Origin of the sequence: Pedobacter rhizosphaerae (genome assembly GCF_900111155.1) — a bacterium.
GTDB lineage: Bacteria > Bacteroidota > Bacteroidia > Sphingobacteriales > Sphingobacteriaceae > Pedobacter > Pedobacter rhizosphaerae.
This window is the reverse complement of record NZ_FOGG01000002.1, coordinates 197,883-224,560: the sequence shown is the minus strand read 5'-3', so window position 1 is coordinate 224,560 and position 26,678 is coordinate 197,883. Positions and strand designations below refer to the sequence as shown.

Annotated in this window: 19 protein-coding genes; 11 read left to right on the top strand and 8 right to left on the bottom strand. The window is 40.9% G+C overall.

Features of this window, described 5'->3' with window-relative positions:
- Positions 1–20 precede the first annotated feature (20 nt).
- Positions 21–848: a glycoside hydrolase family 16 protein gene (locus BMX11_RS02530; protein ID WP_090880912.1), complete on the top strand. Its 828-nt coding sequence runs from the start codon at positions 21–23 to the stop codon at positions 846–848.
- Positions 849–908: 60 nt separating this feature from the next.
- Positions 909–1,400, top strand: a complete 492-nt coding sequence (locus BMX11_RS02525) for a CAP domain-containing protein (RefSeq protein WP_090880909.1) — start codon at positions 909–911, stop codon at positions 1,398–1,400.
- A 3-nt stretch (positions 1,401–1,403) separates the two neighbouring features.
- Here BMX11_RS02525 and BMX11_RS02520 read toward each other — a convergent pair whose 3' ends face one another.
- Positions 1,404–5,480 carry a hybrid sensor histidine kinase/response regulator transcription factor gene (locus BMX11_RS02520; RefSeq protein ID WP_090880904.1) on the bottom strand — a complete coding sequence of 1,359 codons (4,077 nt, stop codon included), beginning with the start codon at positions 5,478–5,480 and terminating at the stop codon, positions 1,404–1,406.
- A gap of 176 nt (positions 5,481–5,656) precedes the next feature.
- Between BMX11_RS02520 and BMX11_RS02515 the strand changes: the two genes are divergently transcribed.
- The 6 genes from BMX11_RS02515 to galB all read left to right on the top strand — a co-directional run bounded on the left by BMX11_RS02515 (position 5,657) and on the right by galB (position 17,574).
- Positions 5,657–8,641: a SusC/RagA family TonB-linked outer membrane protein gene (locus BMX11_RS02515; protein WP_090880901.1), complete on the top strand. Its 2,985-nt coding sequence runs from the start codon at positions 5,657–5,659 to the stop codon at positions 8,639–8,641.
- A gap of 28 nt (positions 8,642–8,669) precedes the next feature.
- Complete coding sequence (locus BMX11_RS02510) at positions 8,670–10,277, top strand: RagB/SusD family nutrient uptake outer membrane protein (RefSeq protein ID WP_090881208.1); 1,608 nt, start codon at positions 8,670–8,672, stop codon at positions 10,275–10,277.
- A gap of 11 nt (positions 10,278–10,288) precedes the next feature.
- A complete protein-coding gene (locus BMX11_RS02505; protein WP_090880898.1) occupies positions 10,289–11,404 on the top strand; it encodes a SusE domain-containing protein in 1,116 nt (371 codons plus the stop codon).
- A gap of 7 nt (positions 11,405–11,411) precedes the next feature.
- Complete coding sequence (locus tag BMX11_RS02500) at positions 11,412–12,470, top strand: glycoside hydrolase family 53 protein (RefSeq protein WP_090881205.1); 1,059 nt, start codon at positions 11,412–11,414, stop codon at positions 12,468–12,470.
- Positions 12,471–12,555: 85 nt separating this feature from the next.
- On the top strand, positions 12,556–15,123 hold the full coding sequence (locus BMX11_RS02495) for a membrane or secreted protein (RefSeq protein WP_090880895.1): 2,568 nt from the start codon (positions 12,556–12,558) through the stop codon (positions 15,121–15,123).
- 12 nt (positions 15,124–15,135) lie between these two features.
- Positions 15,136–17,574 (top strand): beta-galactosidase GalB, encoded by a 2,439-nt coding sequence (galB, locus tag BMX11_RS02490; protein WP_090880891.1) that lies wholly within the window; start codon positions 15,136–15,138, stop codon positions 17,572–17,574.
- 441 nt (positions 17,575–18,015) lie between these two features.
- On the opposite strand, the gene BMX11_RS02485 is transcribed toward galB, so the two are convergent.
- From BMX11_RS02485 to BMX11_RS02460, 6 genes are all read right to left on the bottom strand, one after another.
- The gene (locus tag BMX11_RS02485; RefSeq protein ID WP_090880888.1) at positions 18,016–18,465 is read right to left on the bottom strand and encodes a hypothetical protein; all 450 of its coding nucleotides are present in this window, start codon (positions 18,463–18,465) and stop codon (positions 18,016–18,018) included.
- Between the two features lie 46 nt (positions 18,466–18,511).
- Complete coding sequence (locus BMX11_RS02480) at positions 18,512–19,723, bottom strand: ImmA/IrrE family metallo-endopeptidase (RefSeq protein WP_090880884.1); 1,212 nt, start codon at positions 19,721–19,723, stop codon at positions 18,512–18,514.
- A 583-nt stretch (positions 19,724–20,306) separates the two neighbouring features.
- The gene (locus BMX11_RS02475; RefSeq protein ID WP_090880881.1) at positions 20,307–21,098 is read right to left on the bottom strand and encodes an SDR family oxidoreductase; all 792 of its coding nucleotides are present in this window, start codon (positions 21,096–21,098) and stop codon (positions 20,307–20,309) included.
- Between the two features lie 150 nt (positions 21,099–21,248).
- Positions 21,249–22,088 carry a helix-turn-helix domain-containing protein gene (locus BMX11_RS02470; RefSeq protein WP_090880878.1) on the bottom strand — a complete coding sequence of 280 codons (840 nt, stop codon included), beginning with the start codon at positions 22,086–22,088 and terminating at the stop codon, positions 21,249–21,251.
- A 365-nt stretch (positions 22,089–22,453) separates the two neighbouring features.
- Entirely contained in the window at positions 22,454–22,777 is a 324-nt protein-coding gene (locus BMX11_RS02465; RefSeq protein ID WP_090880875.1) for a nuclear transport factor 2 family protein, read from the bottom strand.
- A gap of 19 nt (positions 22,778–22,796) precedes the next feature.
- A complete protein-coding gene (locus BMX11_RS02460) occupies positions 22,797–23,591 on the bottom strand; it encodes an SDR family oxidoreductase (protein ID WP_090880872.1) in 795 nt (264 codons plus the stop codon).
- Between the two features lie 124 nt (positions 23,592–23,715).
- Here BMX11_RS02460 and BMX11_RS02455 point away from each other — a divergent pair, with 124 nt between their 5' ends.
- From BMX11_RS02455 to BMX11_RS02445, 3 genes are all read left to right on the top strand, one after another.
- Entirely contained in the window at positions 23,716–24,090 is a 375-nt protein-coding gene (locus BMX11_RS02455) for a winged helix-turn-helix transcriptional regulator (RefSeq protein WP_090880869.1), read from the top strand.
- A gap of 311 nt (positions 24,091–24,401) precedes the next feature.
- Positions 24,402–24,815, top strand: a complete 414-nt coding sequence (locus BMX11_RS02450) for an EVE domain-containing protein (protein WP_090880866.1) — start codon at positions 24,402–24,404, stop codon at positions 24,813–24,815.
- A gap of 89 nt (positions 24,816–24,904) precedes the next feature.
- The gene (locus tag BMX11_RS02445) at positions 24,905–25,462 is read left to right on the top strand and encodes a hypothetical protein (protein WP_090880863.1); all 558 of its coding nucleotides are present in this window, start codon (positions 24,905–24,907) and stop codon (positions 25,460–25,462) included.
- On the opposite strand, the gene BMX11_RS02440 is transcribed toward BMX11_RS02445, so the two are convergent.
- Positions 25,452–26,639 (bottom strand): cation:proton antiporter domain-containing protein, encoded by a 1,188-nt coding sequence (locus tag BMX11_RS02440; protein WP_090880859.1) that lies wholly within the window; start codon positions 26,637–26,639, stop codon positions 25,452–25,454. The two genes, BMX11_RS02445 and BMX11_RS02440, sit on opposite strands and share 11 nt — an antisense overlap.
- Between the last annotated feature and the right edge of the window lie 39 nt (positions 26,640–26,678).

The window sequence follows — 26,678 nt, the reverse complement described above, 5'->3', positions numbered from 1 at the left end:
ATTTACCAAAATTTAAAACAATGAGCAATCAAAAAATGAAATCAATGCTATTGATCATGTGTCTTTCTTTGGCATTCCTGTCGTGTAAAAAAGATGCAGAAGCAGAGCAAACAGAAAAAAGGGAAGTACGGGCATGGGAGACCTTACTTGATGGAAACTCGCTGGCCAGTTATAGTAGTTTTGAAGCCGCATGGAATTACAATTATCCCTGGGGTACCGATCACAATGGTTCCGCCCGTATGGTTGGAAGTCCAACCAATCACAATCAGCTTTCCTTAAGTGCTGGAGTATTAACCATTAAAGCAACGCGGCTCAGTAGCTCTCCTGGTAACAGTACTGCCAATGGTTTTACGAATGTAGCCATTTGGTATAATTCTGGTGCCTGCCATGCTAAACAGCAGATACTAATCAATGACCAGTTTCCAAGCTATACCATTAGCGGCGATTTTGCTGTACCTACAGTGAGGGGAACCTGGCCGGCTTTCTGGATTACAGGCGTTAATTCATGGCCGCCCGAAAGTGATATTATGGAGTTTAAGGGAAGCACCACCAACTGGCAGAATACCTACGATGGTGGTTGGGAGAATAAATTAACCAATGTTTCAAATGCCGGCAACTACCACAATTATAAATGCTGGTACAATAAAATCAATGCCACAGATGTAGAGTGTCATTATTACATCGATAATGCCTGGGTGGCCAGACATGTAATGAGCAACTCGGTAAATAAGCCCATGTGGTTAATTATTAATATGCAGATGGAAGGAGACAGCGGCTCGCCAGGCCCGGCTGGAAATACCTTATATACCGCCAAGAATATTTACCTGGGCAGAGAGCGGGCTTTCTAATTTTGTGTTGGTAGAGTTAATATGGAGGCAGATATTGGCTGCCTCCTTTTCTTTTAAATTATGAAAATAGGGCACCCTTATAGAAATTCCTGGCTGATGGCCTTGCTGGTATGCCTGCTTTTTACGGGATGCCAAAAGGATGAAATTGATATTCCCGAGCTGAACAGTGATGTTTTACTTGAAAAAATTAATCAGCTCCGATTAAATGGCTGCCAGTGCGGAGCCGATTATATGCCTCCGGTTGAACCTTTGTTATTAAATAGCCAATTGGGGGCTGCGGCTACCAAACATGTCCTGGATATGTATCAGCGGGCTTATTTCGACCATTTATCGCCTGAGGGAACTACTCCTGCAGAACGGGCAGCGAAAGCAGGCTACCAAGGGCACTTTAGATCGGAAAATATTGGACGGGGATATGTTAACCCAGAAGTCGTGCTTTTAGCCTGGAAAAACAGTGTTAGCCATTGCAAGGCAATGATGGATAGTGCGAGCAGAGAAGCAGGCTTTGGCTTTAGCCATAACTACTGGACAGCATCATTTGGTTATCCTTAAATATTATTCTGCCTTACCTTTATTTTTTTGCAAATAAACAGTGGGTGTAACTCCAAACTCTTTTTTGAAAGCCTTGGTGAAATAGGATTGTGTTTGAATACCTATTCGATACATCACTTCCGTGAGCAGCACATCCTCAGATTTCATGATTTCAACAGCCTTCCTTAACCTGGCAGACCTCACAAATTCACCAATAGATTGCCCGGTAATGGCTTTTATCTTCTGGTAAACCTTCGTTCTGCTCATACCAATTTCCCTGCACAGGTAATCAATGTCCATCTCTGGATTAATCATCTGATCATCAATAATCGCCTGCAGTTTAGTAATGAAAATTCTATCTTTCTCCGAATAGGCCAGCTCCCGTGGATCGGTTTCCTTGTCTTTTTGGTAATGATCCTTTACTTTCTGCCGTTGCTCAAATATGTTCTTGATGGTTATGAGTAGCAAGTCGATGTTAATGGGTTTAGTGAAATAGAGGTCTGCACCAGATATGGCACCCTCAATTTCCGCTTCAACGCCATTTTTGGCTGTTAGCATTAAAAAGGGAATATGACTGATCTCCATATCATCTTTGACCATTTTGCAAAATTCCGTACCGCTCATTCCGGGCATCATCACGTCGCTGATAATCAGGTCGGGTAATGCTTTTCTGGTTTGGTCTAACCCCGAATTACCATCGGTACCCTCAATGATTTTATAATATGGGCTTAAGGTTTCTCTTAAAAAAGCTCTTAATTCTTCATTGTCATCAACAATAAGGATTGTAGTTTCAGGTCTTTCGGTTTTTTCTTCAATTAAGGGTTTGTTAACTACTATTTCCGAATTGTAATTAATGCTTTCTAACCTTGTACCGCCAGGCGCTGCATTTTGGCTAAACTGTTCTTCCAAAGTGTAATCTGTGCGCTTAGCCGGAATGCCGATAATAATTTCTGTGCCCTGGTTTCTTTCACTGGAAACATCAATAAATCCTTTATGCAGTAGCGTCAGGCTCTTTACAAATGCCAATCCAACGCCCGATCCCAGGTGGGTTTCTGTTATTCGGTAATAGCGTTCAAATAAGTGTTCAATAGATTCTTTGGAAATGCCAATACCACTGTCAATAACCCTGAAATAGATGTAGGCACTCGCCTGATAATCGCTTTTGATGGTAATCCTGTTTTCAAATGCAGGTGAAAAATTTTCCAATGAGCTGAGTACCTGAAGTTTCATCTTACCACCAGATTGGGTATACTTTAAGGAGTTGTTTACCAGATTGAGTATAATTTTCTCGATAACCTGCCTGTCAAACCAGATATCAGTGGGGAGGTTCTCTTTTTCAACAACAAAACCAATGTTTTTCTCTAGCGCCATCTCTGAAAACTCTTCTGCAATCTCCTCAATAAACAGGTTCAGGTTTCCGCTGCTCACATTCAGTTTTAAAGCGCCTGTGGCCGTTTTACCAAAATCCATCAGTTCATTTATCAACCTTAACAGGCGATTGGCATTTCTGTGGATGGTGTTGTAATAACTCAAAAAAGATTCCCTGCCGTCTTCTTTAAGCAAACGCTCAATTGGGCCCAATATGAGGGATAGCGGCGTACGGAATTCATGTGATATATTGGTGAAAAACTGAAGCTGTGTTTGATGGATTTCCTCCCGTTTTTCTTCCTCAATTTTTCTTAGTTCTAACTTTCTTCTAAAGCTTAAGGCCAAATAAACCGTATAGCATACCAGTACAGCAGCAAAAATCCTAAACCACCAGGTAGACCAAAAGGGTGGAGAAATTAAAATTTTTATCGCTGTTCCCTCATTGTTCCATACATTATCGTTATTGGATGCCTTTACCCGAAAGGTATAGCTTCCCGGATCTAAGTTGGTGTAAAAAGCCTGCCTCACATTTCCAACACTGATCCAGTCTTTATCTTCACCCTCTAATTTGTAGGCATAATTGTTATTCTCGCTAGAAACGTAGTTTAGGCCCGCAAAACGGAAAGAAATGGTGGCCTGATCATAATCAAGCGCTATCTCCTGCGTATAGCTGATGTCTTTTTCCAAAACAGATCCTTCACCTGGGCTGATCTTCTTATTGAAGATTTGAAACTCAGTGATATAAACTGGAGGAGCAAATCTATTCGTCTCAATATCATCCGGATAAAAAGAGTTGAAACCGTTTACTCCACCAAAAAACATTTCACCCTTTCTAGTCTTCAGGTAAGAATTGGTCTCAAATTCAAGTCCCTGCAAACCATCACCAGTGTTGTATTTTTTAAATTTATAGGTTTGGGGATTAAATTGGGTTAATCCTTGTGAGGTTGCTATCCAGAAATTCCCATTATCATCCTCAGTAATACCTTTAATAAATTCAGTGTTCAGTGCTGCTTTGCTGGTATACAGGTAAAAACTGTTTTTTGTCCGGTCGAACCGATAAAGCCCCGTTTGCCCGATCCACAAATCTCCTCTGCTATCTAAAAATATAATCCTTAAATCAGGTAGTTTACCTCCCTTGGTAAAGTAATGGCTAAAGGTTTGTGTATGGAGGTTATAGCAGTTAAGCCCACCGTCATCGGTTCCAATCCAGAGGTTTTTTTGCCGGTCTTCAGCAATAGAAACTATGTTGTTTCCACTCAGTTTAGTGCCGTTTTTCCCTGTTTCTACACGCTTGAACTGCCCGGTTTGCTGGTCGAAAAGATTTAATCCTCCGTAGTACGTTCCAATCCAAATGTTTCCATTGCTGTCTTCAAAAGTTTTCTGTACATAATCTGAAGAGATTGTACCTGGAGCTGCACTGTGTTTATAACGGGTAAAAGAACCATCCTTATTCATTAAGTTTAGCCCGCCAGCCCAGGTGCCAACAAAAATTTTTCCATTACGGAGTTGCGTAATGTCCAGCACGGCATCTGCTCCAATACTTTTAGCATCAAAAGGGTTATTTCGGTGGTGCTTAAAGGTATTGCTGGCCTGGTTATAGAGATCTAACCCGCCACCATCCGTACCAATCAGGATATTTCCCCGGTCATCTTCGCAGAATGCCCTGACATCGTTATAGCTTAAACTGTTTCTATTGGGCTCCTGGCGAAATAATTTAAACTTCTCTGCTTGTGGACTATAAAGGTTTACTCCTCCGCGGTGCGTACCAATCCATAAGTTCCCCTGCCTATCTACAAAAATGGAAGATACCGTTCGCTGCGATAAACTGGAGGCATCTCCAGGCTGGTTTTGATAATGGCTAAATTGTTCAGAAACGGGATCTAAAATATCCAGGCCACCATTAATACCACCAACCCATAACTTTTTATGCCGGTCAAAAGCAATTGCCCTCACCAGGTCGCTTCCAATGCTGTTTTTGTTTTTACCCTGATAGCGATATACTTTGATGTAATTTGATGCAGCATTGAAACGGATGAGCCCACTTTCCTCTGTTGCGAACCAGAAAGTTCCATCATCAGCCTTCTTAATTGCCCTGATGGTATATTTCTCCAATCCTTTTATGGGTTGGGAAATGCCTGTTTTGGGGTTTAGTACCTGCATTCCGGCCGCTGTAGCTAGCCAAATATTTCCAGAGGGCTCGGTATACAAGGCCTGGATAAATGCAGATCTGTTTGCGCCTATAGCTAAACGGAAGGGGTAAGGACTGAAAGTGTCGGTATCTCGGTCTAGCAGATTTAGGCCTCCACCATTGGTGCCAATCCAAACACCCGATTGGGTTTCTCCTATAGCAGTAATGGTATTTCTATTTCCTTTTTTAGCCCTGTATGCGGTAAAGTTGTTCTTCTCGGCATTAAACCGGTTCAGCCCATCAGAGGTACCTACCCAGAGCCTGTGTTTACTATCTTCAAAAATACACCTGATGAAATTGTCACTTAAACTGCCTGCTTTTCCATCGTTTTTGAACACCGTAATCTGGTTTCCATCGTACTTATTCAGGCCATCTCGCGTACCAAACCAGATAAACCCACGATGATCCTGAAAGATACATTCGATAGTGCTGTTAGACAAACCATCTTCTAAACTGATGTGCCTGAACTTTAAATCTTGCGCAGCCGCGTGCTCAATAACAAGCAGCGAAAAGAAAAACAGCAGTGTTTTGGATAGTACAGTCATTAAATTTTTAAGGGCGTATAAAGTTATGCGTTTTATTTTACAAAAGAGGTGGAAATGCAATTAACGGGCATTTGAGCAAGATAAAAGTCAGATAGCACTAAAAAAATGAACGATAGCACAAGTGGAAAATATAGAAATAGACTTGATTTGTACTGTTAATTCTAACCATATATTATATGCACATTTTTACATCTTTTCTCAAGAGTAACAAGCGTACGGTAATGCTTTTACTGTTGATCTTTAGCACCGGATATCTTTTTGCACAGCAGGCTACCATTACGGGAGTAGTGAAAACTGCGCCCGACAATTTGGGTCTGCCGGGAGTAAGCGTGAGGTTAAAGGGAACTACTATTGCAACCTCTACAGATGGATCAGGAAAATTTACGATTAAGGTTCCGGCCAGGGCAGGAATTTTAGAATTTACCTCAGTAGGTTATAAAACGCAGGAAATCCCGGTGTCTGTAAGCACCACACTGAATGTTACCTTAAATGAAGACGCATCTACTTTAAACGATGTGGTAGTTGTGGGTTACGGTACCACCAGAAAACAAGACTTAACAGGTTCGGTAGCAGTGGTGAGTGTTAAGGACTTCCAGAAGGGAAGCATCAGCACGCCAGAGCAAATGTTATCGGGCAAGGTTTCGGGTGTAGCCATTACTTCCAATAGCGGGCAACCCGGAAGCGGAAGTACCATTCGTATTCGTGGTGGTTCTTCATTAAATGCAAGTAACGATCCTTTGTTTGTTATTGATGGTGTACCATTAGAAAATGGGGGTGTTTCTGGAGCAGCTAATCCCTTAAGCTTTATCAATCCAAATGATATTGAAAGTTTCACCGTATTAAAAGATGCTTCGGCAGCCGCAATTTATGGTGCCAGAGCTGCGAATGGCGTAATTATCATCACCACAAAAAAAGGTTTGGGCGATGCCCTGAAAATAAGTTTCAACTCGGTTAACTCGGTTTCTAAACTAACCAAACAACTTGATGTGTTAAGTGCCGATGAAATCCGTTCCATTGTAAACGCCAAGGGAACGGTTGCACAAAAGGCACAGTTGGGTAGCTTTAATACCAATTGGCAGGATCTGATTTATCAGGATGGCTTTTCTACAGATAACAATATCAGCATTAGTGGCGGAGTGAAAAAACTCCCTTACCGTTTATCTATCGGTTACCAAAACCAAACAGGCGTATTAAGAACCGATCAGCTGGAGAAAACATCTGCTGCGGTAGTGTTTAATCCCCGATTTTTCGATAACCATCTCAAACTGGATGTTAACCTAAAGGGAAGTATACAGAAAACACGTTTTGCCAATACCTCTGCCATTGGTGGGGCAGTTAGCTTCGATCCAACACAAGCCACTTATACCAACAGGTCAGATTATAATGGATATTGGGAATGGTTAGATGCAAGTACACCAACAGGATTGGTTAACCTGGTAGGCCGTAATCCGGTAGGTTTACTGGAGCAACGAGAAGACAGGGCCAAGCCTATGCGTAGTATCGGTAACGTTCAGCTGGATTATAAATTCCATTTCCTGCCCGAGTTGCACGCCAACTTAAATGCTGCTTACGATGTAGCAACAGGTAAGGGAACGGTTTATGTAGATCCAAATGCCGCAGAATCTATTTTAAGCAATGGTGTAAACAATCAATACAAGCAAAACAGACGGAATACAGTTCTTGATTTTTACCTCAACTATGTTAAAGAATTTAAATCAATTAAAAGTAGGGTAGATGCAACAGCTGGTTACTCCTACAACGATTATTTAACTACCCAATATTACTATCCTGTTTTTGATGCTTACGGAAATAAACTGGCCAATTCTGATCCCGCTTTTGCCTTTAATAAGCCCCAATACAGATTGATTTCTTATTTCGGAAGATTAAATTATACCTATGATGATCGGTTTTTGTTAACAGGTACAATCCGTCGCGATGGTTCCTCTCGCTTTGGACCAGCCTTTAAGTATGGGGTTTTCCCATCGGTAGCCTTAGCCTGGACTGTTAAAAATGAATCTTTCCTAAAGGAAAATAAAACCATTTCGGCATTAAAATTACGTGCCAGTTATGGTATAACCGGACAGCAGGACGGTATTGGTAATTACAGTTATATGTCTACCTACGGTCTGAGTTCATTAAACGCCTCTTATCAGTTTGGCAATACTTTCTATCAGATGTATCGGCCAAGTGCTTACATTTCTAATATTAAATGGGAAGAAACTGCTACTACAAATATTGGTTTAGATTTCGGTTTATTAGATAACCGCATTACCGGTAGTGTAGATTTTTATCAAAAGAAGACCAGCGATTTATTAAACCTGATTCCTCAGCCGGCGGGAACAAATTTTGCAGCCAATGCCATTATCAACGTAGGCGATATGGAAAATAAGGGTGTTGAGCTTACTTTAGGCTTTAACCCGGTAAAGCAAAAGGATTTTAACTGGGATTTCAGTTTCAATGCTACTTACAACAAAAATACCATTACCAATTTAACCGTGGTACCGAATGATCCAAATTATGCTGGTTTCCCAAGTGGAACCATTGCAGGTGGAGTAGGCGGTCAGAATGCATTCATTAATGCCGTTGGCGGGCCGAAAAGCACTTTCAACTTATTCGAACAAACATATGATGGTAACGGCAATCCAATAGAAGGTGTTTATGTAGACCAAAATGGCGACGGGATAATTAATGAAAGTGATTTCAAAAAAGGAAAGCAGGCAGACCCCAAGCTCTTCCTGGGTTTTAGCAATAATTTGAGCTACAAAAAATGGAATTTATCTTTTACGCTAAGAGCCAATCTGGGTAACTATGTTTATAACAATAACTACAGCCAGAGCGGTAATTTAAACCAGATCCTGGGTACGGCAGTCATTTTAAATGCTTCGCCAAACTACCTCACTACAAATTTTAAAGCGCAGCAACTGCTTAGCGATTATTATGTGCAGAATGCCTCTTTCCTGAGAATGGATAATGTTAATCTGGGATATGCTTTCGGAAAGATCTTAAAAACCAGGGCAAATTTACAGCTGACTGCGAGTGTACAGAACGTATTTGTGATTACCAATTACCAGGGATTAGATCCGGAAGTATCTTCAGGTGTGGATAATAACATCTATCCAAGACCCCGTATTTTCTCTTTGGGCCTAAATGTTAATTTCTAAGATTATGGATTGCTTTAACAAAAAATATATGAAACTACGTGTCTTACAACTATTTATGCTGACTTGTACAGTAGCGATCATTACTTCATCGTGCAACAAGTTGGATCTTGTACCCACTAACGATCTTACAGCCGATAAGGTTTATACCTCGGCCGCAGGGTACAAACAAGCTTTAGCAAAGGTTTACGGTGCCTTTGCGTTAACAGGAAATGCCTCTGTTGGGCAGGGCGATATTCCGGCAGAGATAATTAAAGATGAGGGAAACTCAGATTTTTTGCGCTTATACTGGAATTTACAAGAACTGACTACCGATGAGGCGGTATGGTCATGGCAGAATGATGCGGGTATCCAGGGATTGCACGAATTAAGTTGGTCGTCCATCAACTCCATCATCAACGGCTTATACTATCGTTCATTTTTCCAGATCACGCTTTGCAACGATTTTATTAATCAGTCATCAGACGATAACCTAAGCAAAAGAGGGATTGTGGGTGCTGATGCCGATCAGGTACGCAGATTTAGGGCCGAAGCGCGTTTCATCAGGGCTTACCAATACGCGGTGCTAATGGATATTTATGGTAATCCGCCAATGGTAACCGAAACTACCGAGATTGGGGGAAAAGATTTGCCTAAACAGATTGCCCGTAAAGATTTGTTCGCTTATGTTGAATCAGAACTTAAAGCCATAGAAAATGATTTAGCAGCACCAAAAGCAAATGAATATGGCCGTGCAGACCGTGCAGCATCATGGGCTTTACTTTCCCGAATTTATTTAAACGCTGAAGTATATACTGGAACGGCCAGGTATACCGATGCCATCACCTATTGCAACAGGATTATCACTGCAGGGTATACGCTCCATAGCAATTACCGTGAGCTCACCATAGCCGATAATCATTTAAATACCGATGAAAATATCTTTACCATTAACTACGATGGTACCAGCACTCAAAATTTTGGTGGTACAACCTACCTGATGCACGGTCCGGCACATGTTCCGGCAGACGTTTCGGGCTCTAACGGCGATTGGGGCGGACTGAGGATTACCCAGCAGTTTGTCAATCTTTTTACCGATAAAACTGGTTTAACAGATACCAGGGCACAGTTTTACATGACAGGACAGAACCTGGAAGTAAATGATCTTTATGTATCCAATGATGGCTATTCCAGTACAAAGTTCAGGAACAAAACCAGATCTGGTGGCCCGGCACCTCACCAGGATGTAGCCAAAGACTTTTCTGATATCGATTTTCCACTTTTTCGCTTGGGAGAGACCTATCTCACCTATGCTGAGGCGGTTTTACGTGGGGGTTCTGGAGGCAATTTAATAACTGCATTAGATTACATCAATAAACTGCGTACAAGGGCATACAATGGTAGTTTGGCTGGGAATATTACTTCGAGTGCCTTAACAATAGATTTTATTTTAGATGAACGCGGGCGTGAACTTTGGTATGAAGCTACCCGCAGAACAGATTTAATCCGCTTTGGTAAGTTTACCACAGCAGCCTATTTATGGGCCTGGAAAGGTGGTGTTAGGGCAGGTACGTCAGTAAATACCAAATACAATCTTTTTCCATTGCCACCAACCGATCTTTCGGCTAACCCTAATCTTCGTCAGAATACAGGCTATTAATCCTTAACAAAATGAAAAAAATATCCTTTCCAATCATACATGCCTTTCTGTTTGTTGCCTTGTTTCTAGGCTGCAAGAAAGAGGCAAGCAAGAATATAGTTGCCCCACCAAGTGCAGGTTCACTGGCCTTTAAAAGTTCTGCTGCAAACGTAGTTTTAACAGCTGCTACAGATGCTGCCAATGTGGTTACTTTTAGTTTTAATGCTGCAAAATTCGGCGTTCAGGTAGTGCCTACCTATTCACTGGAGTTTGATTTGCCCGCTGATACTACGGGTGCAAACGCCTGGGCAAATGCCGTTGTGGTAAAACTTCCGGCAGGTACCTTGACAAAAACCTATTTAGGTGCAGACTTTAATTCTCTTTTAGCCAATCAGCTCATGTTGCCAACCGGTGTGGCCAGCACCCTGGCCATCAGGTTAAAGGCAGAAGTAACGCAAAATACAGGTGCAGGTTCATCCATTAAACCCATCTATTCGAGCCTCAGCATGACGGTAAACCCTTACAAGGCAACCATAGAATACCCAGCGCTTATAGTTAAGGGTGGTAATTCGTGGAAAACTCCTGCAGCCAGATCCAATGGTTTTGTGTTAACCTCTGCCAAATTTAATGGCAAGTATGAAGGTTATTTAAACCTGCCAAATGCCGATGGGTACGGAGGTGATGCCTTTCAGCTGGTATCATCCAAAGATGTATCTAAAGTTTATGGCTGGGGCGGAACATCAACAACCATGAGCCTTACCGGAGGTAATTTATACCTTACACCAGCACCTGCCTACATGAAGGTAAATGCCGATGTAGATGCGCTGACGATAACGTATACTCCAGTTAAGTTCTTTATTTCTGGTGATGATAATGGTTGGAGTACCTCAGCTACACCACTGATTTACAATGCCACTACCATGAAATGGGTAGCCGCTAATGTAGCATTAACAGCAGGAAAAACATTTGTGTTTACTGCAAATGGTGGTTACGATATCAGTTATAAGGTAGATGGAAGTGGTGCGCTGGTTTTTGCAGGAGCACCTACCTGGGGCGGTATTAATATCCCCGTTACTAAAACAGGCGTTTTCACCGTTACTTTAGATCTGAGTGCAGGTGATGGAAACTATACATATTCAATTAAATAAGGTAGCAATGTTAACAAAAATAGAATTGAAAAGCATGAAATGGCTAAGCCTGATTTTATTACTCATTTTAACGGGCAGTGGTTGCAAAAAATCAGTAAAAGGCGAAACACAAATTTACCCCTTACCAGATCCGGTAGGAACCTATGCACTGGGTGCCGATGTAAGTTGGTTAACAGAAATGGAGGCCAACGGAAAGAAGTTTTATAATGCTGCTGGCGAACAGCAGGACTTACTCAAAATATTAAAAGATAAGGGCATCAATACCATTCGCCTCAGGGTTTGGGTAAATCCGGCTTCGGGCTACTGCAATACAGCAGATGTTCTGGCCAAAGCAAAAAGGGCAAAGGCAATGAATATGCGGTTGCTGATCGATTTTCATTATAGCGATTCCTGGGCAGATCCGGGGCAACAAAATAAGCCTGCCGCGTGGGTAAATCATGATTTTGCCACCTTAAAAACCGCTGTTTATAATCATACGGTAGAGGTACTAAACGTTTTAAAAACGAACAAAATTATTCCGGAGTGGGTACAGGTGGGTAATGAAACCAATAACGGGATGCTGTGGAATGAGGGTAAGGCATCAGTAAATATGAAGAACTTTGCAGATTTGGTACTTTCCGGCTACAACGGAGTAAAGGCGGTAAATCCGGCAACAAAAGTAGTGGTACATATCTCTAACGGGTATGATAACAGTTTGTTTAGGTGGATATTCGATGGACTGAAGAATAATGGCGCAAAATGGGACGTAGTGGGCATGTCTATGTACCCCTCGGCAACAGATTGGTCGGCAAAGAATACACAATGCCTGGCAAATATGACCGATATGGTTACACGTTATGGATCAGAAGTGATGATTTGCGAATTAGGAATGCCGGTTTCGGAGGCTGTGGCCTGTAAAGCCTTCATTAAAGATCTGATTGCCAAGAATAAATCATTGCCGAATAATAAGGGATTGGGCGTTTTCTATTGGGAGCCACAATCTTACAACAGCTGGAGTGGTTATAAACTGGGTGCTTTTGACGATTCTGGTAAGCCAACGGTTGCCATGGATGGTTTTCTACCTTAAAACTGATGCCATAAAAAAAGCCCTGATCTACTGAAATCTGTTCATCAGGGCTTTAAAATTAAATGTATTTTACCAACTTGCCTTTATGAAATTCTACTTCAGGCCTTTAAAGCCAATACACCTGTTAAGATACTATGCGTTCACTGTTCTGATGCTATATGCTGTGTGTTCCTCAGCACAAAATGAACAGGGAATTTATGTGGATGCGAAGGGTGTAATTCGCTGGGAAAAGGACAATAAAGAAGCTGCATTTTTCGGTACCAATTATACTGCTCCCTTTGCTTATGGCTATCGGGCCATTATCAGAACGGGGCAAACGCCAGAGCAGGCCATTCAGGATGATGTTTATCACTTTTCTCGGCTGGGTTTAGATGCCTTTCGGGTTCATGTTTGGGACCAGGAAATATCTGATGCCGAGGGAAATTTAATCAATAACGAGCACCTGCGCCTTTTCGATTTTCTGATTGCTGAACTTAAGAAACGCAAGATAAAAACGCTTGTAACCCCAATCGCCTTTTGGGGAAATGGTTATCCCGAAAAAGATAGCCTAACCGGAAGCTTTTCCAATAAATATGGCAAACAAAAGGCCCTGGTAACTGAGGAAGCCTTTAAAGCACAGGAGAATTACCTAAAACAATTTTTTAAGCATAAAAACCCTTACACTGGTTTAACCTATCAGCAAGATGCAAGTATTTTAGCTACCGAAATGAATAACGAGCCACAGCACAGTGGCCCTAAAGAACAGGTTACTTCCTATGTTAACCGCATGGTGGCCGCCATAAAAAGTACGGGCTGGACCAAGCCCATCTTTTACAATATCAGTGAATCGCCATGGTATGCCGATGCTATCGTAAAGGCCGGGGTAAGCGGACATAGTTTTCAGTGGTACCCAACAGGGCTAGTGGCAGGACATACTTTAAAGGGTAATTATTTGCCAAATGTAGCGAAGTATAAAATTCCGTTTGATACGATTCCTGCATTCAATAAGCGCGCAAAGGTAGTGTATGAATTTGATGCCGGAGATGTAATGGCACCGGTAATGTATCCGGCAATGGCCAGAAGTTTTAGGACTGCCGGATTTCAATGGGCAACCCAGTTTGCCTACGACCCCATGGCTACCGCTTACGCCAATACAGAATACCAAACGCATTACCTTAATTTGGCTTATACACCTGCAAAAGCCATTAGTCTGTTAATCGCCTCAAAGGTTTTCCATTTGCACAATCGATTAGACAGTTTGGGTGGTGATAAAACCTTTGGTCCGTTTAAGATAGACTACCATCATGAGCTAAGCGAGATGAACAGCAATGAGCACTTTTATTATACCAGTTCTACCTCCTCAAAGGTATTAAACATTAAAAAATTAAAGCATATTGCCGGTGTTGGAAGCTCTCCAATTATTCAGTATGAAGGAAAGGGCGCATATTTTATAGATCAGGTTGCTGCGGGCATTTGGCGGTTAGAGGTAATGCCTGATGCTATTCAGACGCAAGATCCTTTTGAAAAAGCATCACCACAAAAGGCGGTAACAGCCATTTATTGGGCTAACCTGCCCATAGCTATACATTTGCCAGATTTGGGCTTAGATTTTAGCGTGAAGGGCTTAAACCAGGGGAATACCTTGGTCAGTAGCGCAGACAAAGGTCAGTTTCAGGTTTCACCAGGCACTTATCTGCTTAGCCGAAAGAACCTGAAAACAAACCTGAATGCACAAAGCATTTATCAGGATATAACTCTTGGAGCGTTTGTTGCCCCTAAAGCAGCTGTTTCAGAAGTTGTGCTGAAGCACCAGGCATTATCAACCGTTACAGCAGGCGTACCCTTAAAAATCAATGCAGAAATTGCAGGCTTAGGGCCAAATGATTCTGTTTTTGTTCAAGTGAATGCAGCTAACCGCTGGAAAAATATTGAGATGCGGAAAATGCAAGCCTATAATTATCTGGCCGAAGTTCCGGCCGAATGGGTTAAAAATGGCTTGTTGAAATATCAGATTATTGTTCACCAGTCTGGAGGCGGTTACATCACCTTTCCAGCAAATATAAAAGGAAGTCCTTACGCCTGGGATAGACTTGAATCAGCTAGTTATCAGACTTATGTAGCCAGAAAGGATGCGATGCTCGAGATTTTCAATGCCGGGACTGATGGCGAAAATATCAATATTTATAATCCAGATTGGGCGCACAATAAAGTAACATATGTTTCGGAAGAAAATCCAGCTCAGTTAAATCTAAAACTTACCATTAATGAGCCCAAAGCCACCCAGTTGATGGGTTTTCAAAGTTTCTTTGCCGATAAAATGTCGGGAAGAGAAACGGAGATAGGAAACTTTAAAACATTGGTGGTTAAAATTAAATCAGATGTTGACCAGACAAAGGTTAAGATTGGTTTAATTGATAGGGATGGTAGCTTTTTCTCTAAAACGCTAAACTTGAAGGCAGGATTTCAAACACTCGATATTCCGTTTAACCAGCTGGAGAGTGATCGCCAGCTTTTACTGCCCAGGCCATATCCAGGCTTTTTACCTCTTTATTACCAATCGCCACAACAAAATACCTTTAATTTAAAAAATACTGAGAAGTTTGAATTTACTTTTGGCTACGGGCAGGTTAAAATGCCCATCAGTGTTGTTATAGAATCTATTTATCTAAAATAATTATCAAAATACATGCTTCGATCAAAAAAAACATACCTCAGCCTTTTAATAGCCGCTTGCGCTTATTTAAATGCCGTTGCACAAAGGTCCGAAATACTCCTGGATGAAGACTGGAAATTTTCCAAAGGAAACTTTACAGATGCTGCCCAGACAGGGTTTAATGATACCCGCTGGGAAACCGTTAGCGTTCCTCACGATTGGGCCATTAGCGGCCCCTTTGATAAAGAAATAGATAAACAGGTAACTGCCATTACGCAAAATGGAGAAACCCGTCCGAGCGAAAAAACGGGTAGAACGGGCGCATTGCCCTATATTGGCGAGGGCTGGTACCGGAAAAAACTGGATATTCCTGTACTTAAGCAGGGCCAGAAAGTGTTGCTTCAAATAGACGGGGCAATGAGTGAACCCCGGGTTTACCTGAATGGAAAATTGGTTGGACAATGGAATTATGGCTATAATTATTTTTATCTTGATTTGAGCAACGAGGTGAAGCCTGGACAGAATCAATTGGCTATTCACCTCCGGAATATGGCGAAATCTTCACGCTGGTATCCTGGCGCTGGATTATACCGAAATGTACATCTGATTATAAAGGAAGAAAAAAGTATCGATCAGTGGGGCATTACGGTAACTACACCTGTGGTGAATAAAGAATTTGCCAAGCTCAACATCAAAACTAAACTCAGTGGTAATAACATTCGTTTGGTTACCCAGGTTTTAGACAGATCTGGAAAACAGGTTGCTCTGGATACGGCCAAAACGACCTTCGGCAATGAGGCCGATCAAAATATCCAGCTTAGCCATCCACATCTCTGGAGCCCCGAAAGTCCTTATCTCTATACTGCTGTTTCCAGTGTATACGAGGGCAATGTATTAAAGGATGTAGTAAAAACCAGGTTTGGGGTAAGATCCATCAGTTATCTGGCAGGAAAAGGTTTCAGCCTTAATGGCGAGGTGAGAAAATTTAAGGGGGTGTGCCTACACCACGATCTTGGCCCATTGGGAACGGCAATTAATACCGCTGCATTAAGAAGACAATTGACCATTTTAAAAGAAATGGGTTGCGATGCCATCCGCAGTTCGCACAATATGCCCTCGCCAGAGCAACTGGAACTGTGCGACGAAATGGGCTTTATGTTCCTGGCCGAAAGTTTTGATGAGTGGGCCAAGGCCAAGGTAGAAAATGGCTATCACCTATACTTTAATACCGATGCAGAAAAGGATATTGTTAACCTGGTTCGTGCCACTAAAAACCATCCTTGCATTGTGATGTGGAGCTCGGGAAATGAAGTGCCGGATCAATTTGGCGCCGAAGGTGTAAAAAGAGCCAAGTGGCTTCAGGAAATTTTCCACCGTGAAGATCCAACCCGCCCGGTAACTGTAGGGATGGATCAGGTTAAAGCCACCATGCAATCGGGTTTTGGCGCCTTACTCGATGTTCCAGGTCTAAATTATAGGGTACATTTATACGCAGATGCCAATAAGGCATTTCCGCAGGGATTTATCCTGGGTTCAGAAACAGCCTCTACGGTAAGTTCCCGGGGTATTTATAAATTTCCCGTAGTGAAAGGCATAGATAAGCAGTATAGCGATTTTCAGTCTTCGTCTTACGATTTGGAATATTGCAGCTGGTCCAATCTGCCAGACGATGATTTCGTAATGCAGGATGATAAACCCTGGGTAATAGGGGAGTTTGTTTGGACAGGCTTTGACTATTTAGGCGAACCCACACCTTATGATACCAGCTGGCCTTCGAGGAGTTCTTATTTTGGTATTTCTGATTTGGCAGGCTTGCCGAAAGACCGTTATTACTTATACAGAAGCCGCTGGAACAAGGAAAAGCCAACGCTACACCTTCTTCCGCATTGGAACTGGGAAGGACGAGAGGGGCAAACCACTCCGGTTTTTGTATACACCAATTACGAGAGTGCCGAGCTGTTTTTAAATGGTAAGAGCTTAGGCATAAGGAAAAAAGATCAATCTTCTCCCCAGAATCGTTACAGACTGATGTGGATGGATGTAAAATACGAACCTGGAACATTAAAGGTTGTGGCTTTGGATAGCAACGGAAAGCCTGTAGCTGAAGAGCAGGTAGTTACTGCCGGAAAACCCCATCAGATTGTGCTTACCGCAGACCGTAAGGAAATAACTGCCGATGGTAAGGATTTATCTTATGTAACGGTTTCAGTAGTGGATAAAAATGGAAATGTATGTCCGACAGCAGATAACCAGCTCAATTTTGAGGTGAAAGGCGCAGGAAAATTTAAAGCCGTATGCAATGGCGATGCCACCTCATTAGAATCGTTTGTTAAACCTACCATGAAATTGTTTAGCGGCAAGCTGGTGGTTGTGGTGCAGGCAGATAAAAAAGGGGGAACAGCCCAGTTAAAGGTAACAGGCAAATCATTAAAAGGTGGTACCCTGGAAGTGCTTTGTAAGCCAGGAAATTAATTTAAAAGGGAGAAATGGAAGATGGGGTATTAAACTGGTAGTGGGGTATTTGACTAAGAAGCCAGGTTGTAAAGAACAGGGGGAGGAACCACTCTCCCCCGAACATCAACTCAACCTAAGTATGCAGCAAAGATTGAAAAGATTTTTATTAAATGCAACCGTGTTGCGTAACTTGTTTGAGACTTGAGTGCGTTCTATGTCATGAAATGTTTTTCTATGTCTTCTTGATGTTTATAAACAAATAAAATATAACAAATCGTCCTAAATAAATAAGCCAGGCTAAACAGAAATTTTAGCCTGGCTTTATTACTTTTAGTATTTTGGGTGATAGTATTGCAGCAAATTGATAAGGTAATGGTTAAGCTAGAAGTTAAATCTCTCCTCTTTACTGGGATTGTGAAAAAAAATATCAGTTTTCGTCATTTGCGAAGAATTAAAAACTTAAAGTCGCGATGTACCATGCCCTCTCTGAACGTTGAGGTCTCTCAAGGTATTGTAAAGCTCCACCATCGATCCATTCTGCATAATCCAGTCCATCACGATCTGTAACATTTCTTCTGCATCAATAATGTATCCCATTCGACCATCTCCTCCACGAATTCCTTTTTCATTGATCCGTTTTCCTCGGGTTAGAAATGTGTTTTTTTCCTCGTAGATATAATTTCTGGATTTTTTATGTTCTTTGCCTTTGGGTAGGTTAGCAATCAACAGGCGCTGAATTCCCTTATAATAAAGGTCAAACTTTAGTTCAGGATTTTCAATGCTTGGGATGTTAAAATCCTTTATTTCTGGCTGCGAGCTGGCTTTGCCTTCTGCGGTAAAGACTAGCTGCTCACCTTTGGTCTCATCGGTCTTAGCAAGAATCCTTAGTTTTTCTTCCTCCTTAGCCAATTCGGCCTTGTTTTTTTACCTGTACTTTTTTCTTGTTTTGCCATATTTAAATGTTAAAAACGTGGTCATTTAGATATTTAATAGTTTCATCAATACTCTCCTTATCGAAAGTATTAACATTGAGTTCTCGAAGTGCCTTTTTGACATCAGGCTGGTAACTGTTATATCTTGCCCAAAAATTCCCTTTTCCTTCTGCTTCCATATCGTAGCAGAAATAGGCGTAGACCAAAGATGGATCGACTTGGCTTTTTCTGGCAAATTCCTTCACCACAACCGGGCTATCGATGTATGGCTTTATGTATTTTACTTTGTCCTTACCAAATAAGTATTCCCTTGAAAAATCGTTCGCCTGATCTTCCTGCAAAAGAAATAGATCTGGTTCACCGGTCAAATGAAATACCTGTTTTTCAATCTCTTCCATGTCATATAGCACATGATAGAGTTCGTGCATTAGCGCAAACCAGATGCTGGCATAGCGTTTATTGAGATCGGTCAACACTATGCAGGGCTTGCCATTGATGACAAAAGTGGCACCCCTAACCTGGGTAGTGGGTAAATGCGGCTGATAGATAACGGTGACCCCGGCATTGTACAATGCCTGGCTAACAATCTTCAAGCCCGACTCAACGTTCATCGTATAAGGTCTGATCTTTGGTATAAGGTTTACCAGTGCCTCCCGATCAAATGCGTTAGGATTGTTTATTTTCTCAAAATGTGAATACGCAGAACGTACCCAGAATTCTTTCATTAAAATATTTGCACTTCTTTTCGTTCTGCTAAAGGCGGGAATATAGCTCTTGGTTCCATATTCATAAATCGAATTGATTCCGAAGTAAGAGACAATCCTCTTCTCGATTTCATCAAAATCTGTCTTTGATTTGATAAAACCTGATTTGTACAAATTTTTGGTATCGAAATTAGATACAATAAAGCTCTTTCGTTTTGCATCCTCAAGTTCGCCAATAATGTCATGTGAAGCTTCTTTTAGGTACAGTTTAAACAGGGCATCGGTATTTAGTCCAAGAAATTGCCCGAGCTTCAGTAAGCTCACCACATCTATTCGCTTCGCAGATTTATCCAGAATGCCCTCCAATGTTCTTTTCTGCATGGAAAGCAATTTTTCAGCCTGGTTCATCGTTAGTCCGTACTGTAGAAGCTTGGTCTCGAATAGCGCCTTCAAGCTTTGCTCATCCCCAGTCCAGGGATCTGCAGGATTTAGCAGTTTATAAAACTCGTTGATAAAACCGTTCTCGCTCATACTTTAAAATTACATAACAATATACTTAATAAATTAACATTAAAGATGTTGTTATGTAATTTTACATAACATTTTTTAATGAGTATTGTAGCGTGTGCTGGGCTGGACTTCTTTGACATCCACAGGCGGAAATCATTAAATATATCTATTGTAATGGTATGAAACTCTAAAACACACGTCGAATTAGCGACGGATAAATATTTAAACCATTATTTGTATCTTTATTTTAACTCCATAATCGTTAGCTAGATTATGGATAATATATCTCCAACTCAAGTCCAGGTTTCATGGCCTTTTAACTTTATTGCTGCTTGCATATAAAAGATATACCTCTCTGGCGCAAGCGTCCCGCTTGTGACTAACGGGCTGTTTTATGAGGTATTCAAAGAAATAATGTGTTTTGATCTAATAGTCAAATACACAAACAGGTTCTATCTGGTTATAAAAAAGGGGCATTTCCGCACGAAATGCCCCTTTAATAATTAAAACCATTACCATTATAAGCTGATGACTTTGCTACCTGATGCACTTGTTTTCCTCTCAGGGCTAAAATGCGCTTAGACATGCAAACTATTCTTTATCCCTAAACATTTCCATAGGCGTTAGACTGGCCACCATCTATAGCAATCACTTGTCCGTTTACATAGCTGCAATCTTCACTCAGTAAGAAAACAACTAAATTACCCACCTCTTCAGGTCTACCTAGTCTTTTGGTTGGATTAGCTTGCGCATAGTTATCTTCGGCAGCTTGTGGATCGGCAGGGTTAACTTGTCTGAAAGCCTCCGCTACCATAGGGGTTAATATAGCTCCAGGCGCGATTGCATTGGTCATTATACCGAATTTACCATACTCCAGTGCCGCATTTTTAGTAATGCCCGATACAGCATGTTTGGTAGCAACATAAGGAGTTTGATTCATTACGCCGCGAATGCCACCAACAGAAGCCACATTAACAATTCTGCCAAATTCCTGCTTTTGCATTACAGGTATCACATACTTAAGACCGTAATAAACCCCCATCAGGTTGATGTCTACTACTTTTTTAAAAACATCTAAATCATAATCTACCAGTGGAGCCTGTCTTCCCTCAATCCCTGCATTGTTGTAAAAACCGTCAATTCTGCCGAAGGTTGCCACTGTTTCTTGTACATATTTCTTAACTGATTCTTCATCTGATACATCAGCAACAGCTGTGATGATTTGAGTTTCAGGGTATTTCGACTCAATTTCATTTTTAGCTTTCTCAAGCGACTCGGCATTGTAATCAACCAATGATAATAATGCGCCATTTTTTGCTGCTACTAAGGCACTTGCGAATCCCAATCCCATTGCAGCACCGGTAATTAAAATTACCTTATTCTTTAACTTTTCCATTTTCTTTTAATCAATAAGATATTGCCCCTATGGCACTATCCGTCATGTTTATAAATAAACAATGTGTTGACGATAAAGTTGAGGAAACAGGTAGATAATGAGTGGTACTTTTGGGCTAAAATTTAGCACAATTCGAACATTTTAACAAATTCACCTCAGGTTGTTCGGTTTAGATATCTCCTTAATCCGGAAACGTTCAGGCGTTGTACCGGTTTGCTTTTTAAAGAATCGGGCGAAATAAGACTGGTCGGTAAAGCCAAGATCATAGGCAATTTCCTTAATGGAAAGGATGTTATGATAAAGCGCCCTTTTACTTTCAACCAGTAGAAGCTGATGGCAGAGTTGACTAATGTTGACGTTTGCGGTTCTCTTCAGGATCTCATTAATTCGCTTTGCCGAAAGGCCAACTTCTTCAGCATAAAAGGAAACAGGCTTTTGTTCTTTAAAATGCTTTTCAATAAGGTGCAAAAGCTTAACCATGCGCTGATCAATGTTGTATTTTGGTTGATTAAATTTTGCAAACCGATGTAGCAATAGCAATAAGGCACTGGTGTATTTAACCACTAAACGCTGTTCTTGATTTTCGGCACATTCGGACAATATCAGTGAGAAGAGATTTTCCATATTGGCTACCATATGATCAGGTATGGCTATACCATGATTATCGAAAGGAAGAAAAAGCTGTCTTAACCATATTTCTTCAATTTCCTCAAAAAAGTCGCTCGAAAATACCAAAACTTTAGCTGTTGGAAGTTGTTGAGATGGTATAGCATGTATTTGATTTTTACCCAATAAATAAACTGTATTTTTTTTAATGGGATAGGCTTCAAAGTCTATAAAATGAATATCCTGATCTTGCGTAAACCAGATTATTGCATAGAAATTAATCCGGTGCTCTATGTAATGCTCACCAAATACCAATGACGAATCGCTGGCAGCAAAATTTGTTTGCGTAAGGAAATGCGTTGGAAGTGCTGATTTTGTTTTCATGACTGTTTGCCTCTAATCATTTTGATAACCTTCCACTAAAGGATTTTATACCCTTCGGTGCCAGGTACTGCATTAGCATGATTAGGTATTTCTGATCAACAATAGTATGCTGTTCTTTGAATTTTATCATGAATATTTAAATATGATCATTTATAGACTTGTAAACAATAGGCATCAGTAAATCCTCAGGTCTAAATATAAATTTACGAAACTAACATTAATGCAAAAATTTCCTTGCTTTTTTAAACTGTTAATTTCCAACTCTTCACTGTAATGCAAAGAAATTATACCAGAAGAATATATTTATGATGTTTCAAACTTTCCTTTATTTTCTATGAAATATTGCAAGTCATTGATTACGGGAATTATCCCGTAATTTTCAGAGAACTGATTAGGTTATTATCCAGTGTTAAATGGAACTTCAAAATTGCTGGACTACCCGGAAAATCGCCTGATACTTCGGCGGTTAGCAAATCTCCTCTTTTTGTTTGATCATAATCTTGGGGTTTTAAAGAGGTTTGATATTCCTGGTTCGAGTGTTGGTTCCATTGGCGGATTTCTACTTTACCACGATGGGTTTTACCCTCATCGTGAACAACAGCAGTTTCTGCAAAACATGCAGCATAGTCCTCTGGGTTGTGAGCATTTTGTGCTTTAATTAAATTTTTGATTACTTCAGGTAAGTTCATGATATGCTGTATTTAGTGATTAAATTGTAGGGATGGTTCCACCATCGATAATAAACTCTGTTCCGCTGAGATAGGCAGCCCTTGGCGAAGTCAGGAAACCAACCAGTTCGGCAACTTCTTGCGGTTGTGCAGGCCTGCCCATTGGTATGCCGCCCAAAGCATTCATGATACTTTTTTCAGCTTCCTCAATGGTAATGTTAGCGCTTTTGGAAATTCGTTCGGTTAAACGTACAGATGCTTCGGTCATTATCCAGCCTGGCGATACGGTAAGTACGCGTACTCCTTGAGAAGCTACTTCTTTTGATAGTCCTTTACTGTAGTTGATCAGGCCGGCTTTTGCTGCGGCGTAAGGCAATGTAGCATCGTGCAGGGGAAGCCTGCCCTGAATGGAAGCAATATGAATGATTACCCCACTTTTATTATCTAACATTTGTGGTAGAAAACCTCTGTCCAGACTAACTGGTACCAGTAGGTTTGTGCGGATGGAAGATTCCCAGTCTGATACGCTTAGCGCTGCAAAGCCACCCCCTGGTGTTTCAGAGCCTCCGAGGTTGTTAATCAGGATATCCAGCTTCCCGAATTTTTCCATCACTTGGGATACCAATGTTTCGATCCCCGCCGGTGTACTCAGATCGGCAGAGATAAAGTAGAGGTTGTGCTCATTTTGCTCAGGTTGATTTCTCGCTGTAATAATAACCTTTGCTCCAGCTTCGTGCAGTCGTTCAGCAATAGCTTTTCCTGCACCCTTTGTGCCACCTGTTACCAGCGCTATCTTGCCGCTTAGCTCGTTACCGTAATTAAATTGCTTTTCCATTTCTTAATTGTTTTGTACAAATCTCGGTAGTACTTAAGGTTCCAGCAAGTACGGGCTTACGATTCAAATAGGGAGAAATTTATCCCTATTGCGCGTTGATAGCCATTGCCCTATATTTGTATTGATGTATACAAGAAAGATCATACCTTACCTGAATTGCGGGCTCGACATGGTGGCTGAAGTGCTTTATGGAAAGTGGAAGCTCCGCATTCTATGGTTTATCCATGAGGGACACAAACGCCCGAGTGAATTGCAGCGAAAGATACCAGATGTATCAAGGCGGGTGTTGAATATCCAGTTAAAGGAACTGGAGGAGCATGAACTGGTTACCAGAAAGATCTTTCCGGTTATGCCGCCTAAAGTGGAGTATGATTTAACTGATTTTGGCAAGACTTTGATACCTGTAATCCATACCATTGGTCTTTGGGGAGATCAGCATCAGGATCAGCTTAAGGAAGTCATTTCTAAACAATTCCCGGAAAATAGTATAAAAGTATAATCTTTCGTGGAAGATTAATTTTAGAATAAACCTGTTTGTACTTTTGTAACATTAGGGAAAGAGTCCTGGGCATGTAACCTATCAATAAATCTTCCGCAAGGTGTTCCTGGTCTTGGGTGTACCTATAAGCCCAACTCACCAACTTAACCCTTGCCAGCTAAACCTTTTTGGAGCAGGGAATCAAGAGTTCTACGCGCATAAACACTGAACAAATCCCTCTCACAGTTTCCATTCTTTTTTGGATTAGGCCAGTAGAAAGATACATCCCATTTCACAGAGATTGTTATTTTTGCACCATACAAGATTTAATAATGAAAAACACACAATATTGGTTAGTGAAAAGCGAACCATTTAAATACAGCTGGGAGAAGTTTAACGAAGATGGACGCACTTTTTGGGATGGTGTTCGCAACTATCAGGCTCGTAATAACCTCAGAGACATGAAAGAAGGAGATTTAGTCCTTTTCTATCACAGTAACGAAGGTAAAAACGTGGTTGGTGTAGCTAAAGTAGTTAAAGAATCTTATCAGGATCCAACAACAGAGGATACCAATTGGGTGGTAGTTGATCTATCTCCGGTGCATTCCCTAAAAAATCCGGTTTCATTAGAGCAAATTAAAGCAGAAGAAACCCTAAAAGATATTTCGCTGGTTCGCCAGGGTCGTTTATCGGTAATGCCTTTGAAGGCAGAAGAATTTGATAAAATTTTAGAAATGGGCAGTTAATTAACTGCCTTTTTAATGTCTTGTTCTGAGGATCATTCTTTTTAACTGCCTCGAACGAAATAAGTTAAGCCCTTGAAACGATTCTTAATATGAAAGCCAGCTATTTTACAATCATCCTCGTTTTAATTTTGAATATCGCAAAGGGCCAGCATGTCAAACCCTACCTGGCGGTTGTTAAAACCCAATCGGATAAGCAAAAAGGGATTTTATACAAGGTAGATTCTACCCATGTTATTTTAAATGATGAAGGTACTTTTAATAAGATTGCTGTTGCAGATATCAAGCGGATCCAGATTCGTATCCCTAAAAAAGGTTTCAAGACTGTAGATTTCCTGAAAATCGGATCCGATTCCCAGGAATATAAAATGAATTCGCATGGGAAAATGGTCGATAAAAACGGACATGAAATACCTACCGTTGAAGAGGAGCTGGCGGCCACATTTTTTTCCGTAATTGGTACAGGGATTGCGAATATGCTTGTATGGCCTATCCATAAAATTAATCCCAATCAGGCTAACTTTAATCTGCGTAAGGATAGGTCTAAGCTTAACGAACTCTCCTATTATTCAATTTACTACCAAACACATCCCGATGTTTTAATGGAACTTAAAAAGATGAAAGCCATTTCAGCTTCCTTTAAGCCCTGATTTCTGCTGCCTTACGCTTGCTCAAGGTAATGCCAAGCGTCATAACAATGCTCGAACCCAGTACCACTAAAAATAGAAAGGATGTACCCACCTGCGGTAACTTTAGCGAATCAGGTAAATTTAGATACAACAAAATGCTAATTAATCCCCTTGGTGCGATGTAAAGAAAAGGGATAGGGCTATCTTTCTTAAAGAATCTCAGGCAAACCAATCTGATTATATAGATGGACGCTAAAATGAAGAATCCATTGGCCAAAACTGGCTGATCGTTAAGTTCAGAAAGATTCATGGTAAAACCGAAAATCACGAAGAAAAAAGTTCTTAAAATGAAGGCGCTCTCTGCCGACAGCTGATAGAGTTGCGAGAGATCTGCTGTTAGGTTTTTATATAAGAAAACTCCCCTAAACCAGGCATTTTGAATAGTATCTACATTGTTTAGAAATAAGCCGGTACTTAAAATCAGCACTAACGACGAGAGGTGATAGGATTGTCCGATTGCATAAACCAGAATTAGTATGGCAATGATCAGAAAGAACTTAATGTGATGTACCAACCTTCCCATAATGTATAACAATACTATACAGGCTACAGCCGATAGCAGCACAATTAGAAAAGTGCTGAATCCTAAGCTTACAAAAGAATAAGCCGATACCGAAGCATTGCTAACTACAAAATTGAAGACGATTACGCCCAGGATGTCAGAAAAAGAAGACTCGTAAATAACAAACTCTTTATCTTTTCCATTCAAAGCGGCGGCCGATGGAATGGCAATAGCTGAACTGATTACACTAAAAGGAACAGCATTGGCTATGCAAGTATAAAGATCTCGGTGCGTAATCTGATAGATAATAAAGGTAATCACTACAATGGTAAGTAGCAGAATAGATAGCGCCGATAAAAAAGCACTTTTTATAATTTTGTTCTTATTCTTATCGTATTTAAGCTCTAATGAACCTTCGAAAACAATTAAAATTAACCCTACGGTACCTAAAGTAGGTAAGATGTTTAAGAAATTATAGGTGTGTATTTTAAGGTAGTCTACTAAAAAACGCAGTCCAATTCCCAGCATCAGCAGCAATAAAACTGAGGGGATTTTAGTTTTACTGGCCACTAAATCAAACAGATAGGAGAAGATCACTAATCCGCTTAAAATAATGAGGATGGTATATGTAGTCATGTTTCTTAGTTTAGTCTAAACGGCTAAAATAACAGAAAC

Excerpts from the sequence above, each read along its gene's own strand:
- BMX11_RS02495 (WP_090880895.1), top strand. The coding sequence starts at position 12,556 with ATGAAATTCTACTTCAGGCCTTTAAAGCCAATACACCTGTTAAGATAC.
- BMX11_RS02530 (WP_090880912.1), top strand. The coding sequence starts at position 21 with ATGAGCAATCAAAAAATGAAATCAATGCTATTGATCATGTGTCTTTCT.
- BMX11_RS02505 (WP_090880898.1), top strand. The coding sequence starts at position 10,289 with ATGAAAAAAATATCCTTTCCAATCATACATGCCTTTCTGTTTGTTGCC.
- BMX11_RS02460 (WP_090880872.1), bottom strand. The coding sequence starts at position 23,591 with ATGGAAAAGCAATTTAATTACGGTAACGAGCTAAGCGGCAAGATAGCG.
- BMX11_RS02445 (WP_090880863.1), top strand. The coding sequence starts at position 24,905 with ATGAAAGCCAGCTATTTTACAATCATCCTCGTTTTAATTTTGAATATC.
- BMX11_RS02500 (WP_090881205.1), top strand. The coding sequence starts at position 11,412 with ATGTTAACAAAAATAGAATTGAAAAGCATGAAATGGCTAAGCCTGATT.
- galB (WP_090880891.1), top strand. The coding sequence starts at position 15,136 with ATGCTTCGATCAAAAAAAACATACCTCAGCCTTTTAATAGCCGCTTGC.
- BMX11_RS02455 (WP_090880869.1), top strand. The coding sequence starts at position 23,716 with ATGTATACAAGAAAGATCATACCTTACCTGAATTGCGGGCTCGACATG.
- BMX11_RS02450 (WP_090880866.1), top strand. The coding sequence starts at position 24,402 with ATGAAAAACACACAATATTGGTTAGTGAAAAGCGAACCATTTAAATAC.
- BMX11_RS02525 (WP_090880909.1), top strand. The coding sequence starts at position 909 with ATGAAAATAGGGCACCCTTATAGAAATTCCTGGCTGATGGCCTTGCTG.
- BMX11_RS02470 (WP_090880878.1), bottom strand. The coding sequence starts at position 22,088 with ATGAAAACAAAATCAGCACTTCCAACGCATTTCCTTACGCAAACAAAT.
- BMX11_RS02510 (WP_090881208.1), top strand. The coding sequence starts at position 8,670 with ATGAAACTACGTGTCTTACAACTATTTATGCTGACTTGTACAGTAGCG.
- BMX11_RS02515 (WP_090880901.1), top strand. The coding sequence starts at position 5,657 with ATGCACATTTTTACATCTTTTCTCAAGAGTAACAAGCGTACGGTAATG.
- BMX11_RS02465 (WP_090880875.1), bottom strand. The coding sequence starts at position 22,777 with ATGAACTTACCTGAAGTAATCAAAAATTTAATTAAAGCACAAAATGCT.
- BMX11_RS02520 (WP_090880904.1), bottom strand. The coding sequence starts at position 5,480 with ATGACTGTACTATCCAAAACACTGCTGTTTTTCTTTTCGCTGCTTGTT.
- BMX11_RS02480 (WP_090880884.1), bottom strand. The coding sequence starts at position 19,723 with ATGAGCGAGAACGGTTTTATCAACGAGTTTTATAAACTGCTAAATCCT.
- BMX11_RS02440 (WP_090880859.1), bottom strand. The coding sequence starts at position 26,639 with ATGACTACATATACCATCCTCATTATTTTAAGCGGATTAGTGATCTTC.
- BMX11_RS02475 (WP_090880881.1), bottom strand. The coding sequence starts at position 21,098 with ATGGAAAAGTTAAAGAATAAGGTAATTTTAATTACCGGTGCTGCAATG.